This is a genomic window from Methylocystis sp. MJC1 (genome assembly GCF_026427715.1).
In the GTDB taxonomy this organism is placed as follows: Bacteria; Pseudomonadota; Alphaproteobacteria; order Rhizobiales; family Beijerinckiaceae; genus Methylocystis.
On record NZ_CP107558.1, the window covers coordinates 1,440,848 to 1,454,853 of the forward strand.

At 64.0% G+C, this 14,006-nt stretch carries 15 protein-coding genes; all 15 read right to left on the reverse strand.

What is annotated here, in order from left to right:
- Positions 1–174: 174 nt before the first annotated feature.
- A complete protein-coding gene (locus OGR47_RS06880; protein WP_165048174.1) occupies positions 175–1,647 on the reverse strand; it encodes an ammonium transporter in 1,473 nt (490 codons plus the stop codon).
- Between the two features lie 34 nt (positions 1,648–1,681).
- Entirely contained in the window at positions 1,682–2,020 is a 339-nt protein-coding gene (locus OGR47_RS06885; protein WP_165048176.1) for a P-II family nitrogen regulator, read from the reverse strand.
- A 306-nt stretch (positions 2,021–2,326) separates the two neighbouring features.
- Positions 2,327–3,190, reverse strand: coding sequence for an acyl-CoA thioesterase (locus OGR47_RS06890; protein WP_165048178.1), 864 nt, complete (start codon positions 3,188–3,190; stop codon positions 2,327–2,329).
- A gap of 15 nt (positions 3,191–3,205) precedes the next feature.
- On the reverse strand, positions 3,206–3,433 hold the full coding sequence (locus tag OGR47_RS06895) for a Trm112 family protein (RefSeq protein ID WP_165048180.1): 228 nt from the start codon (positions 3,431–3,433) through the stop codon (positions 3,206–3,208).
- Positions 3,434–3,464: 31 nt separating this feature from the next.
- On the reverse strand, positions 3,465–4,133 hold the full coding sequence (locus OGR47_RS06900; protein WP_165048182.1) for an LON peptidase substrate-binding domain-containing protein: 669 nt from the start codon (positions 4,131–4,133) through the stop codon (positions 3,465–3,467).
- Positions 4,134–4,172: 39 nt separating this feature from the next.
- Positions 4,173–5,066 (reverse strand): thioredoxin, encoded by an 894-nt coding sequence (gene trxA / locus OGR47_RS06905; protein ID WP_165048184.1) that lies wholly within the window; start codon positions 5,064–5,066, stop codon positions 4,173–4,175.
- 21 nt (positions 5,067–5,087) lie between these two features.
- Positions 5,088–5,762: a tRNA (guanosine(46)-N7)-methyltransferase TrmB gene (trmB, locus tag OGR47_RS06910; RefSeq protein WP_165048186.1), complete on the reverse strand. Its 675-nt coding sequence runs from the start codon at positions 5,760–5,762 to the stop codon at positions 5,088–5,090.
- A gap of 162 nt (positions 5,763–5,924) precedes the next feature.
- Positions 5,925–6,206 carry a hypothetical protein gene (locus OGR47_RS06915; RefSeq protein WP_165048188.1) on the reverse strand — a complete coding sequence of 94 codons (282 nt, stop codon included), beginning with the start codon at positions 6,204–6,206 and terminating at the stop codon, positions 5,925–5,927.
- Positions 6,207–6,322: 116 nt separating this feature from the next.
- On the reverse strand, positions 6,323–7,513 hold the full coding sequence (gene metK, locus OGR47_RS06920; RefSeq protein ID WP_165048190.1) for a methionine adenosyltransferase: 1,191 nt from the start codon (positions 7,511–7,513) through the stop codon (positions 6,323–6,325).
- A gap of 140 nt (positions 7,514–7,653) precedes the next feature.
- Positions 7,654–8,073 carry a helix-turn-helix domain-containing protein gene (locus OGR47_RS06925; RefSeq protein WP_165048436.1) on the reverse strand — a complete coding sequence of 140 codons (420 nt, stop codon included), beginning with the start codon at positions 8,071–8,073 and terminating at the stop codon, positions 7,654–7,656.
- 204 nt (positions 8,074–8,277) lie between these two features.
- The gene (gene lnt / locus OGR47_RS06930; RefSeq protein WP_165048192.1) at positions 8,278–9,912 is read right to left on the reverse strand and encodes an apolipoprotein N-acyltransferase; all 1,635 of its coding nucleotides are present in this window, start codon (positions 9,910–9,912) and stop codon (positions 8,278–8,280) included.
- A 164-nt stretch (positions 9,913–10,076) separates the two neighbouring features.
- Positions 10,077–11,009: a hemolysin family protein gene (locus tag OGR47_RS06935; RefSeq protein WP_165048194.1), complete on the reverse strand. Its 933-nt coding sequence runs from the start codon at positions 11,007–11,009 to the stop codon at positions 10,077–10,079.
- Complete coding sequence (gene ybeY / locus OGR47_RS06940; RefSeq protein ID WP_206527380.1) at positions 10,993–11,520, reverse strand: rRNA maturation RNase YbeY; 528 nt, start codon at positions 11,518–11,520, stop codon at positions 10,993–10,995. Before ybeY ends, OGR47_RS06935 begins: the two co-directional genes overlap by 17 nt.
- A complete protein-coding gene (locus OGR47_RS06945; RefSeq protein ID WP_371824416.1) occupies positions 11,517–12,554 on the reverse strand; it encodes a PhoH family protein in 1,038 nt (345 codons plus the stop codon). The genes ybeY and OGR47_RS06945 overlap by 4 nt, the downstream gene beginning before the upstream one ends.
- On the reverse strand, positions 12,551–13,876 hold the full coding sequence (gene miaB, locus OGR47_RS06950) for a tRNA (N6-isopentenyl adenosine(37)-C2)-methylthiotransferase MiaB (protein ID WP_246729542.1): 1,326 nt from the start codon (positions 13,874–13,876) through the stop codon (positions 12,551–12,553). The genes OGR47_RS06945 and miaB overlap by 4 nt, the downstream gene beginning before the upstream one ends.
- Positions 13,877–14,006 lie beyond the last annotated feature (130 nt).

A 14,006-nucleotide genomic window follows, 5' to 3' on the forward strand; every position in this document is an offset into this window, starting at 1 on the left:
GTCCCATCGAGCTATTCGAGCCCCCTCCTTCTGCTGGAAACGTAGCGGGAAATTGGGCGCACGCTCTCTAATGTTCCTCGGTTCAAGAGATACGCAGGGGCTCGAGCAACTTCAAAAAGAAACGGCGCCCGTGGGCGCCGCTCCATCTTTTGCTTGGGGATAGATCAGCAATCGTCAGTAATTGTAAGCGCGCTCGCCGTGATTGGTGATGTCCAGGCCCTCGCGCTCCTGATCGGGCGCCGGACGCAGGCCGACGATGAGGTCGACGACCTTGTAGAGGATCGCGGAGCCAATGCCCGAGAAGAGCAGCGTCGCGACGACCGCCGTGCCCTGCGCCTTCATCTGGGCGACCATGTCGTAGGTGCCGGCGTAGCTCTCGAGATTGGTGTAGTCGGTGATGCCGACGCCGCCAAAGTCGGGATTGACCAGCAGGCCGGTCGCCAGAGCGCCGGTGATGCCGCCGATGCAGTGCACGCCGAAGACGTCGAGCGCGTCGTCATAGCCGAGCTTCTTCTTGATCACGTCGACGAAGAAGAGGCAGATCGGGGAGACGGCGAGGCCGAGCACGATCGAGCCCATGGGGCCGGCGTAGCCGGAGGCCGGCGTCGCCGCGACGAGGCCAGCGACCGCGCCGGTGATGAGGCCGAGCAGCGAGGGCTTGCCCTTGATCAGCCACTCCACGATCATCCACGACAGCGCTGCAGCGGCGGTCGCGACCATGGTGTTGACGAAGGCGAGGGCCGTCGTGCCATTGGCTTCGAGGTTGGAGCCGGCGTTGAAGCCGAACCAGCCGACCCACAGCAGCGAGGCGCCGACCATCGACAGCGTCAGCGAATGCGGCGGCAGCGCTTCCTTGCCATACCCAATGCGCTTGCCCACGATGATGGCGCCGACCAGGCCCGCGATGCCCGCGTTGATGTGGACGACGGTGCCGCCCGCGAAGTCCAGCGCGCCCTTGCCGGCGAGCCAGCCGACATTGCTGGCGATCTCGTCGATCTTCGCCTGAGCGGCGGCCTTGGCGGCTTCGTCGGGCGCGGCGGCGAGCTGGGTCGCGGCGTCGACCAGAGCGTTCGGATCAGCAACCCCCCACACCCAATGCGCGATCGGGAAGTAGATGAAGGTGACCCACAGCGCCGTGAAGAGCAGAACGGCCGAGAACTTCATACGCTCGGCGAAGGCGCCGATGATGAGGGCCGGGGTGATCATGGCGAAGGTCATCTGGAAGACGAAGAAGGCGAATTCCGGAATGACATGGCCCGGCGTGAAGGTCGGCGCATTGGCGGACGCCGTCACGCCCTTCAGGAAGAGCTTGTTGAAGCCGCCGACATAATGGTTGAGCGAGCCGCCGTCGCCAAAGGCGAAGGAGTAGCCGTAGACCGCCCAGATCACGCCGACGAGCGAGACGATCGCGAAGGTCTGCGACAGAATGGCCGCCATGTTCTTGGTGCGCACCAGGCCGCCGTAGAACAGCGCGAGGCCCGGGATCGACATCATCAGCACGAGGAGCGACGAGGTCAGCATCCAGGCGGTGTCGCCGGGGTTGGGCGTGGGATCGTTGCCCGCGAAGGCCGATCCTGCCATCGCAACGAGCGCCGCTCCCGCGAGGGTCGAAGCCGCGAACGCGCTCCGAGACGAAGGAAGTTTCATGTAGAAAAGCTCCTGGTTTTCGGGAGGGTGGCGATCAGAGCGCCTCGGCGTCGGATTCGCCGGTGCGGATGCGGATGGCGCGTTCGAGCGGGCTGACGAAGATCTTGCCGTCGCCGATCTGGCCAGTGCGCGCCGTGGAGGTGATCGCGTCGACGACCTTTTCGACGAGATTTGCCGGGACCGCGACTTCGATCTTGAGCTTCGGCAAGAAGCTGATGGCGTATTCGGCCCCGCGATAAATTTCCGTGTGCCCCTTCTGCCGTCCGTAGCCCTTGACTTCCGTCACGGTAAGGCCGTGCACGCCGATATTCGTCAGCGCGTCCCGGACCTCATCGAGCTTGAACGGCTTGATGATCGCTGTCACGATTTTCATCTGCCAATCCTGTTTTGTTATCGACCCCTTGGACGGGCGCCGCTCACTTCAAGCGGAACGCCGCAGCGGCGCGGTCGTTTGGAGAGAGCGCTGGCGCGCCCGGCACGATTGCCATCAAAAGCCGTGCCAGCGGCTGTGGTTCCTGAAATCATAGGGATTTGCGTGGAGTGGGGGCGACGACCGCCCGCCCCCAGGCTGCGTATCGGCGGCTTGCGTCAACGGAAAAGCTTGGAGTCCCTTGGGACAGCAAGCCAATGGCCGGATTTGAGGGCAAAAACGCCAGGTGCCTCAGTAATAAGCAGGCGCCTAAATATTGGTGCGCAGGCGGATGAGTCCTTCCTGCGCCGCGGACGCGAGCAGCCGACCGTCGCGCGCGTAGATGCGGCCGAGGGTCAGGCCGCGCGCGTGCGAGGCCGCGGGGCTCTCCTGGACATAAAGCAGCCAGTCGTCGACGCGCGGCCGTTCGTGAAGCCAAAGCGCATGATCGAGGCTGGCGACCTGGATCTTCGGATCGAAAATATTGCGACCGTGCGCGACGAGCGCCGTGTTGAGCAGCGTCATGTCGGAAAGATAGGCGAGGATCGCCGTGTGGACGGCTTCGTCCTCGGGGAGGGGGCCTTGCACCCGGAACCAGATCTTTTGCCCTGCGGCGTTGGGGGCGATGAGCGTTTCCGGGGCGACGATGCGCATGTCGAGCGCGCTGGCGCGGGCCATCCAATTCGCTGCCGGCTGCGGCAGAAAGGCCCGGAATCGGTCGACGAGATCGTGGATGGGCTCCAGACTCTCGGGCGCCGGTGTCTCCGGCATGGCGACCGCGTGGGCAAATCCCTCTTCGCGGCGCTGGTAGGAGGCTGCAAGCGAGAAAATCGCGCGCCCGCGCTGCGTCGCGACGCAGCGGCGCGTGGCGAAGCTCTTGCCGTCGCGGATGCGCTCCACCGCAAAATCGATCGGAATTTGCGGATCGCCCGCCAGGATGAAATAGGCGTGGAGGGAATGCGCGGGCCGGTCGGCGTCGACGGTTCGCGTCGCGGCGACAAGAGCCTGGGCGACGACCTGTCCGCCATAGAGGTGTCTACCCGCGCAGGCCGGACTATGGCCCCGAAAGCGATCCTCTCCCAGCGTCTCCAGATCGAGGAGAGCGACGATTTCGCGGGCGGGCGCGTCATCCATTGCGGATGCGCCGCGTCACTCGATCGGCCGCGCCTCTTCCGGCAGCATGATCGGAATGCCGTCGCGGATGGGATAGGCGAGCCGCGCCGAGCGTGAAATCAGCTCCTGGCGCGCGCGGTCATATTCGAGCGTCGTCTTTGTCAGCGGGCAAACGAGAATCTCCAAAAGGCGCGGATCGACCTTCGTCGCCTCCGGCGCGCTGGCTTCCTGGTTCTCGGCGCCGGCCTCGATGTTCTCGCTCATCTCGCGTTTTCCCGTGTTTTAGCGGCTGCGCTCAGTGCCACTGTTGTCCTTCGCCGTCGCCAAGCGCCATGTCGAGCTTCGCGAGGGTGACGAGCGTTTCCGCCCGAGTCTTGAGGTCGATGGCCTCGATGAGCGCCTGTTTTTCATTGGCGCCGAAAGGGGACATCATCGCCAGCGCGTTGACCAGCGTTTCGGTGGGCGCGGCGTCTATGCTCGCCCAGTCGATCTCGAGTTTCGAATAATCTGCGAAATTACGCAACATCCCCACCATCGCCTCGCGATCCACGGCGCTTTCGCCGGCGCCGGGCAGAAGATCGGCGTCGAATCCGTCATAGTTCACGCGAAACTGGCGGTAGGGGGGCCCGGCCGCGAGCTCGTCGCCGAGACGGAAGCGTGCGATGCCCGTGAGCGTGACGAGGTAGCGCCCGTCCCCGGTTTCGGAAAAGCGGGTCAGGCGTCCGGCGCAGCCGATCTGGAAGAGGCGGGGCGTCACTGTGGCGCCGTCGCCTCCCGGCAGGGGTTGGATCATGCCGATCAATCGATTGCCGGCGATGGCCGCGTCGACCATGGCCACGTAACGCGGCTCGAAAATATTGAGCGGCAACTCCCCACGCGGCAGCAACACAGCCCCCGTCAACGGAAAAACGGGAAGGATTCCCGGAAGTTCGGCAATGTCCGTATAGGGGTGGTTCATGCTCATGGCGGACGTGCGGCGGATTTGGGATACCGCCTCTCCCTCTTACGAGAAAAGCAGGGTGGAGAGCCGGCGGCGGGCGGCGACGGCCGCTTTGTCCATCGGCCCCCAGGCTTCGAAGAACTGGACGAGCTGCTTCCTGGCCCCATCGTCGTTCCAACTACGGTCGCGCCGGATGATTTCAAGAAGCGCGTTGGCCGCTTCTTCGCGTCTGTCTTTGGCGTTGAGCGCGAGAGCGAGATCGAAATAGGCCTGAAGATCGTTGGGGTCGAAATTGATCCGGTTCTTGAGGTCTTCGATTTCGCCGAGATCCTGCGCGGCGGTCGCGTTTTCGATCGCGGCGGCGGCGGCGGCGACATCCACGTCCTTCCGGGTCGATTCCGGCAAGCGCTCCAGAACGGCGCGCGCCTCGTCCAACTGCCCGGCCGCGGTATAGAGGCGCGCCAGCATGGCGAAGGCCTTCGGATTGACAGGTTCCTGGCTGGTGAGCTCGGAGAGCAGCGCGTGGGCCGACGCGACGTCGCCCGCCTCGATCATCTCCTGAACGGCTTCCATCGCGTCCGCCGCGTCTTCGATCGGCCCCACCAGTCGCTCGAGGAACCCCTTGATCTGGCTTTCAGGCAGGGCGCCGACGAAGCCGTCCACCGGGCGGCCGCGCTGGAAGGCGACGACGGCGGGGATCGACTTGATGCCGAGCTGATCGGCGATTTCGGGTTCGGCGTCGATGTTCATTTTGGCGAGTTGGACCTTGCCGCCCGTCGCTGCGACGAGCCGCTCGAGGATTGGCGCAAGCTGCTTGCAAGGGCCGCACCAGGGCGCCCAAAAGTCCACGAGAACAACCTTGCGCAAGGAAGCTTCGAGGACGTCCATGCGAAAACGCGCCACCGTCGTCTCGATCGGCCCCGTCGCTTCCGCCGCCTTGTTTGCGAACTCCACCATGCGCCGCTCCCCTCTCGCTTCTTATTCCGCCTGTCTGACGAAGGTCAGATAGACCGGACGGCGTCCCGCCGCCATCGCTTTCGCCTCATATTTGGTTTGCGTCCAGCCCTCCCAGGGCGCCCGCCAATCCTGCGCCGCTTCCGCCTGCCAGCGGAAGGCGTCGCAGACGCGCAGACGCGCCAGCGTCCAGGCCGCGTAATCGTCGATGTCGGTCGCAAAGCGCAGCTCGGCCCCCGGTTGCATGACGCGGGCCAGCCGCGCGAGATTCTCGGGCGAGACGAAGCGGCGCTTGCGATGGCGGCGTTTCGGCCAGGGGTCGGGATAGAAGAGATAGACGCGGGAGAGGCTGGCGTCGGGCAGGCGGTCCAGCACCTCGGCGGCGTCGCCTCGATAGAGGCGGATATTGGTCAACCCCCGCGCTTCGATGCCGGCGAGCAGCTTCGCCATGCCGTTGATGAAGGGCTCGCAACCGAAGAAATCCACGTCGGGTTCGCGCGCGGCAACCTCGATGAGATGCTCGCCGCCGCCAAAGCCGATTTCGAGACGGGTTTCACGGCCGGGCCGCAGGGGCAGGGGGGCGGAAAGATCGAGCGCGAGCCTTGGCAGTAGGTCTGCGACGAGTTCGCTTTGATGCTGGCGTAACGCCTTGCCCTTGGAGCGGCCGTAGAGGCGACGGTGTGGCGGATGTTCGTTCATTGCGCCGAGATAGCCGCGACGGGCGCGGAATGGAAGAGGCGGCGCAGGGCGCGTTTCGTATCAAGTTCTTCGCGCGGCAATTTCACAAAACTACTTCTTCAAAATATCGCTAAAAGTGGCGGCGCTTGAATGAGCGGATTGAATATCCTCTTTGGCCGGATTTTATTTCATGAATTTCATTGCCGCGAGCAGAACCCCTAGGAGCGCGATCTGTGTGACAAACAGCCAGCGCAAAATCTCGACCTTGAGATTGGCCGCCAGGGTTTCCATTTTCGCTTCAAGTTTTGTTTCGAGCCGGTCTACGTCAGCTTTGGTCGCCACGCTGTCGCGCAAGGCGGCGTCGAGCGCTTCAGCATGGGCGCGCGCCTGCTTCTCGTCGAAACCGGCCTCGCGCAGCCGATCCATATAAGCAAGACGGTCGAAGGTCAGCCCGGCGGTGGTCATGCGGGCAAGATAGACTTCGACTCCTCAACAATCAATGAGCCGAGGCGGGCCGCTTCCCGCCGAGCGGGCCGCAGCGAAAGGGCCTCTCGCCAATGCGAAAGGCCCCTCACTTTCGATCAGGCGAAATGCGACTTCAGTGCATCCGCGAGGTCCGTCTTCTCCCAGGAGAAGCCGCCGTCGGTCTCCGGCGCGCGGCCGAAATGGCCGTAGGAGGAGGTGCGGGCGTAGATCGGACGGTTGAGCTGGAGATGCTCGCGGATGCCGCGCGGGGTCAGGCGCATGATCTGCGGCAGAACCGCCTCCAGCTTGTCTTCGGCGACATTGCCGGTGCCGTGCAGATCGACATAGATCGACAGCGGCTCGGCGACGCCGATGGCGTAGGCGAGCTGCAGCGTGCAGCGGTCGGCAAGGCCGGCAGCGACGATGTTCTTGGCGAGATAGCGCGCGGCGTAAGCGGCCGAGCGGTCGACCTTGGTCGGGTCTTTGCCGGAGAAAGCGCCGCCGCCATGCGGGGCCGCGCCGCCGTAAGTGTCCACAATGATCTTGCGGCCGGTGAGGCCGGCGTCGCCATCGGGGCCGCCGATGAAGAACTTGCCGGTCGGATTGACGTGCCAGACGGTCTTGTCGGTGATCCAGCCCTGGGGCAGCGCCTCGCGGATATAGGGCTCGGCCAAAGCGCGAACGTCGGCGGGCGTCAGGCTCTCGTCGACATGCTGATGCGAGAGGACAATCTGGGTCGCCTCGACCGGCTTGCCGTCGACATAACGCACGGTCACCTGGCTCTTGGCGTCCGGGCCGAGGCCCTTCTCCTTGCCGCTGTGACGCGCATGCGCCAGCTTCTCGAGGATCTTGTGCGAATAATAGAGCGGCGCTGGCATCAGATCGGGCGTCTCGCGCACGGCGTAGCCGAACATGATGCCCTGGTCGCCCGCGCCTTCGTCCTTGTTGCCGCTGGCGTCGACGCCCTGGGCGATGTCGACGGATTGCTCGTGCAGCAGGACCTCGACCTTCGTAGTGTTCCAGTGGAAGCCATGCTGCTCGTAGCCGATCGTGCGGATGGCGTTGCGGGCGATCTCGATGATCCGATCGAAGGGAATATGCGGGCCGCGCACTTCGCCGGCGATCACGACGCGGTTCGTGGTGGCGAGCGTCTCGGCGGCGACACGGATGGCGTAGGGGTCGACGCCCGCCTTCGGGCCTTCGCGGAAGAATTCGTCGACGATTTCGTCGGAGATGCGGTCGCAGACTTTGTCCGGGTGGCCTTCGGAAACGGACTCGCTGGTGAAAAGATAATTCTTCCGGGTCACTTCAGAATCTCCCAATGGCCGCCAGCGCCTGATCTGGACGCGAAATAATGGACGGTCTGGCTTCTGATCTGCCAGTCTGCGTTCGTTACGTCAAGCCAACTAGGTGGAAATCGTTCGATAAACAGAACTTGCGCTGCGGATCAGCCCTCGTTGGCGCCGTCGCTATCGGCGAGAGTCGTTACAAGGTCGAGGACGCGCTTTCGGATTTTGGCATCCTTGATTCGGGCGAAAGCCCGATTGAGGTGCAGCCCCTCGGCCGTTGATAGGAAGTCGACGACATATTGTGAGGAGGATTCTTCCGCGGAGCCGCCGTTCCCCTCGGCCGACCCTAGTGCGGGCGCGCCTTCGAAAAAAAACGAGGGAGGGACATTGAGGGTTTTGGAAATCTGTTGTAACCGGCTTGCGCCGATGCGATTCAATCCCTTCTCGTATTTTTGGACCTGCTGAAAGGTTAGGCCCAAGGCTTCGCCGAGCTTTTCCTGACTCATCTTCATCAGTATCCGTTGCATGCGCACCCGGCTGCCGACGTGACGGTCGATGGGATCTGGCGTCTTCTTCACTTCAACGACCTCCTGCCGCGTTTTAGCCGAACGGCGATCAATTGCAAACAGGCGATCGATTAGGGGCTGAATCCGGATAAATAACTCTTTTTTTGGTGCGTTTCGGTCAGTGCGTCCTCTGCGCAGCAAGTGCAGCATCGGCGCTGACCAACATTTGTAAGCAAGCAAGTTATAAAAGATAACGGCGTGAGCTATAAGTGTTTTTTAGCCTCGCCAGCGCCCAGCCAAAGCGGCGATCAGCAGGAGCGCCCATAGTATCGGGAAGACGATCGTCCCACGGCCAACGAACAGCGGCTCGGCGATCGCCTTGGGCAGCCCTCCGTCGATCAGCCCCTCTTCGCCGAGCGGGAGCGAATCGATGATCCGGCCATAGGGGTCGACGATCGCCGAAATGCCCGTGTTGGCGACGCGAACCAGAGGAAGCCCTTCCTCTATGGCGCGCAGGCGGGCTTGGGCGAAATGCTGATACGGCCCGGGCGTTTTGCCGAACCAGCCGTCATTGGTGACGTTGAGAAGCAGTTGCGGACGCTTGCCATCTTTATCCCTGGCCGCCGCTTCGCCCGGGAAGACCGCCTCGTAGCAGACGAGCGGCGCGATCAGCGGCAGGCCGGGCGCTGCGAGCGTGCGCGGGCCCTGTCCCTGGTCCCATGTGCCCGGAACCAGATGCGAGACGCCGAGCGGCCGCAACAATCCTTCGAGCGGCAAATATTCCCCGAAGGGAACGAGATGCATCTTGTCATAGAAAGCGAGTATCCGACCGTTCTGAAAAACCTCGACTGAGTTGAATATTTTCCCGCGCTTGCCGCCGCCGTCGCCTTCGACTCGCGCCGCGCCGGTGATCAGCACCTTGCCTTGCAGGGCGCGGGCGATGGCCGAAAGCGCTTGCGGCTCGCGCGACAGAACGTAGGGGAAGGCGGACTCCGGCCAGATGAGATGCGTGACGTCGGAGACGCCGGTGCGCTCCGGGCCGGTCGCACGGTCCGAAAGCGCGAGATAATGTCTCAGTATGTCTTGTCCGTTCTCCGGGCGGAATTTGGCGTCCTGCGGCAGATTGGGTTGCATGAGCCGCAGCTTGACGCCCTCGACAAACTCCCTCTCGCTCCTTGCGAGCCTTAGGGCGCCATAGGCCGCGAGCGCGAATAGAAGTAGGGCGGCCGTCCAGGCGGCCGCGTTGGAAAGAAAGCGCTGGCCGAGGCGTCGGTCGAGGACGGTGGCGGGCGCGGCGAAGATGACGATCGCGAATAGATCGAGGCCATGAAGTCCGACAAGCGACGCCGCCTGACCGATCGGGCCCGCCTGCGCGAGCGCCATGCCGACGTCGTTCCAGGGGAAGCCGGTCAGAATATGGCCGCGCAGCCACTCCGAAGCGCCCAGCCCTGTGGCCAGCGCAAAAATCCTCAGACTGCCCGACGACCACAGGAGACGCGACAGCGCGAAGCCGAAAGCCGGGAAGAAGGCGAGAGCTGCGGGCAAGCCGAGCACGGCGAGGGGAATGGCCCAGGCGAATTGGTCGGCTTCGACGAGCATGGCCGCGCCGAGCCACCAGAGGCTTGCAAGGAAATAGCCGAAGCCGAGCCACCATCCCGCCGCTGCGGCGGATCGGATCGGCGCGAAGCTGAAGCGCCCGCCTTGCACGGCGGAGCCGTCGATCAGCCACACGGCCGTCGTCAGCGGAATCGCCATGGCGGGCGCGAAATCGAAGGGAGGCAGGGCCAGTGCGCCAGCCGCGCCCGCGACCAGGGCGAGCAAGCGACGGGTCCAGCCGTCGGCGAGAATGACGCGTTGCGGCAGAGAGGTCAGTCCAGCCCGAGCGCTCGTCAATTCGGCAATTTGCGCCATCGGTTTGGAGTCTCCCAGAATCGGCGGTCCGACTCTAGCCGCTTTCGGGGCAAGGCAAAGGCTGAGATGTGGGGCGATTATGATTTGGCTTGCGGCGGAAGCGTGGACCGCGAGTCGTCAGCTCGCTCTTATATTGCGCGCCTGAAGGCGCGCGGTCCCCTCTGTCACGGATGCCTGCGCGCGCGCACCCGCAGCTTTCCGACCCTGCGCGGATCAGCGTCGACAATCTCGAATTCGTGAGTGTCGACCGGAGTGGCGATGATCTCGCCGCGCATAGGCACGCGTCCGGCAAGCCAGGCGACAAGTCCGCCGATGGTCGTCACTTCCGCAGGCGTGTCCTCCAGCCGGAAATCGACTCCCAGCCGCGCGGTCGCTTCATCGAGATCGGCGCGGGCGTCGACGAGGAAGTCGCCATTGTCGAGTTCCTCGATCTCCGGCGGCTCGGCGACATCGTGCTCGTCTTCGATGTCGCCGACGATCATTTCCATAATGTCTTCGATGGTGACGAGACCGTCGGTTCCGCCATATTCGTCGATGACCAGCGCGAGATGGGTGTGAGAAGCCTGCATGCGGACCAGCAGATCGAGCGCCGGCATGGAGCGGGGCACGAAAAGCACGGGCTTGAGCAGATTGGCCTGAAAGAGCGGCGTGTCGAAGTCGACCTTGGGTGTCGCCGCGCCATCGGAGCTTGCGTGTTTCTCGGCGCAGATCGCAAAGTAATTCACGAAGTCGCGGATGTGGACCATGCCGCGCGGATCGTCGAGCGTCTCGACATAAACGGGCAGGCGTGAGTGGCCTGCGTCGCGGAAAACATCCAGAGCCTCGCGAAGCGTCGAATCCTGTGAGATTGCGACAATATCCGCGCGCGGGATCATGGCGTCCTCGACGCGCAGATCATGCAGGCCGAGCACATTTTTCAGCAGCGCGCGCTCGTGCGGCGTGACGTCGCCGGCGGTTTCCTCCAGCGCGTCCTCGATGTCCTCGCGCACGGAGGCTGGCGAAAGGCCCAGCAATCCGCGCAGGCGGTCCAAGAGCGTCAGCCGCGTCTCGTGCCTGCGACTTAAAGGCTCCTCGCCATTTTCAGATCGTATCGACATGACCTTCGTTCAGTTCGCCCGCTTCATCCTCTTCGCCGGCCGCCTCGCCGGCGTAGGGGTCGCGCAAGCCCAACCGCGACGCGATCCGTCTTTCGAGGCTTTCCATTTCGTCGGCCTCGGCGGCAGTCTCGTGATCATAACCGATCAGATGCAGAAATCCATGGATGACCATATGGGCCGTATGCTCACGCAAAGTTTTATCCTGCTCCTCTGCCTCCCGCGCCACCGTCTCGAAGGCGATGACAATGTCGCCCAGGAGCGGACGCGCGGAAAGGGGCCCCGGCGTCGGGAAGGAGAGGACGTTGGTCGGCTTGTCCTTGCCGCGCCATTCGGCGTTGAGCTCCTGGATTTCAGCGTCGTCGCAAAATGTGACGCTGATCTCACAGCCCTCGGCCAGCCTCGCGCCGCTCTCGGCGAGGCTCGCCTCGACGCAGTCGCGGGTGAGCGTCTCGAGACCGTCGAAGCTCTCCCAAGCGTCGGCGGAAAGGTTGACGTCTATCTCTATCGTCATATGTCTCGCGGCTTGTTCTTGGCGCGGGCGGCGCGGTCATAGGCGCCCACGATCTGGCGCACGAGGTCGTGACGCACCACGTCGCTCTCGGAAAAGCGCACGCGCCCGACGCTGTCGATGTCGGAGAGCAGCGAAATCGCCTCTGACAATCCCGAGACCTGGCCGGGCGGCAGGTCGGTCTGCGACGGATCGCCCGTGACGATCATGCGCGAGCCCTCGCCGAGGCGGGTGAGGAACATTTTCATCTGCATGGAGGTGGCGTTCTGCGCCTCGTCGAGGAGGATGCAGGCGCGCGTCAGCGTGCGGCCGCGCATGAAGGCGAGCGGCGCCACCTCGATAATGCCGGTCTGCATGCCGCGCTCGACCATGCGCGAGTCCATGAAGTCGTGCAGCGCGTCGTAGATCGGGCGGAGGTACGGATCGACCTTCTCGCGCATGTCGCCGGGGAGAAACCCCAGCCGCTCGCCGGCCTCGACCGCGGGGCGCGAGAGGATGAGCCGCTCGACTGCGCCTTGCTCCATGAGCTGCACGGCGTGGCCGACGGCGAGCCAGGTTTTGCCGGTGCCGGCCGGGCCCTCGCCGAAGACCAGTTCATAGCGCTTCATGGCGCGCAAATATTGATCCTGCGCGGCGTTGCGGGCGCGCACCAGGCCGCGTTTGCGGGTGATGAGCTGTTCGAAGGCGCCCCGCGCCGGCTCTGCGTCGGGGAAGAGGCTGCGTTGGCCGGCGGTCTCTTCGATAGCTCCGTCGACGTCGCCGAGCGCGATGGCCTGCCCCTTGGAGATGCGCTCGTAAAGCGCCTCCAGCACGCGGCGACCGTGCTCGCAGGCCTCAGCCTTGCCCTTGAGCGTGACGTGATTGCCGTTGGCGAAGGAGGCGATTTTCAGCCGGCGCTCGATCTTGGCGAGATTCTGGTCGTAATGGCCGAAGACGAGTGAAGCATATTTATTGTTTTCGAAGGCCAGAGTGATTTCCGCATCGGGCTCGGTCATCGTTTCGTCCCGCCGAAGCCGCACGTCGTCGATCGTCGTCAAGCCTTCGCCTCCTCGCCCTCACCCATAAGCCGGCCCGCCAGCGAATTGGAGCCCGCCGCGACGATCGCGACCCGGCCCACTTCGCCAATCATGTCAGCGGGGCCGCTGACATGCACAGGCTGCATATAGGGACTTTTGCCAGCGATTTGACCCTCGTGGCGGCCGGGTTTTTCGAACAGCACATCGATCGTTCTACCGACCGTCGCAGCGTTGAAAGCCTGACGCTGTTCTTCGAGCAGCGTCTGAAGTGCGGCGAGACGCGCGCGCTTGACTTCTTCGTCGATCTGATCCGCGCGCTCCGCGCCGGGCGTGCCTGGACGGGGGGAGTATTTGAAGGAGAAACTCGACGCGAAGCCGGCTTCCCGCACGAGCGCCATAGTGGCCTCGAAATCTTCGTCCGTCTCGCCCGGGAAGCCGACGATGAAGTCGGACGACATCGCCACATCCGGCCGCGCCTTGCGCAGACGGGCGATGATGTCGAGATAGTCGGCAACCGTATGCTTGCGGTTCATGGCTTTGAGCACGCGGTCCGAGCCCGACTGCACGGGGAGATGGACAAAGGGCATGAGCTTTGGAATCGCCTCATGCGCATCAATCAAATCCTGCGCCATGTCGACAGGATGACTGGTGGTGTAGCGCAGGCGCTCTATCCCCTGCATTTCTGAAAGGTGAGCCAGGAGGCGGGCGAGGCTCCAGTCCGCGCCCTCTTCATCCGCGCCGCAATAGGCGTTCACATTCTGCCCGATGAGCGTGATCTCGCGCACCCCGGCGTCGACGAGGCGTCTGGTTTCGGCGACGATATCCCCAACAGGCCGGGAGACCTCCGCGCCGCGCGTGTAGGGAACCACGCAGAAGGAACAGAATTTGTCACATCCCTCCTGCACCGTGACGAAGGCGGAGACGCCGCGGGCGCGGATTTGCGCGCGGCTCGGCTGGGGTAGGGCGTCGAACTTGTCTTCGACGGCGAATTCCGTGTCGGTGAGGCGCTGGCCGCCCTTCGCCTGTTTCAACAGACCGGGCAGGCGGTGGTAGCTCTGCGGGCCGACGACGAGATCAACCGCGCGCTGGCGCCTCAAGACCTCCTCGCCCTCGGCCTGCGCCACGCAGCCGGCGACGACGATCTTCATCCCGCGGCCAGAGGCCTCGCGTTCGCGCTTTTCGAGCGCCAGTTTGCCGAGCTCGGAGTAGATTTTCTCGGCCGCTTTCTCGCGGATATGGCAGGTGTTGAGAATGACGAGATCAGCTTCGGCTTCATCCGCGGTCTCGGCATAGCCCTCGCGGCCGAGCAAATCCGCCATGCGCGTCGCGTCATAGACATTCATCTGGCAGCCGTAGGACTTGACCAGAACCTTGCCGCCCTCCGAGGGCGCCGATTCGGGCGCGGGCGACGGCAGCTCAGACGCGTTCTGAACCTGGGTGGAAATCTTGTCTGCTCCTTCGAGAGATCGTGCG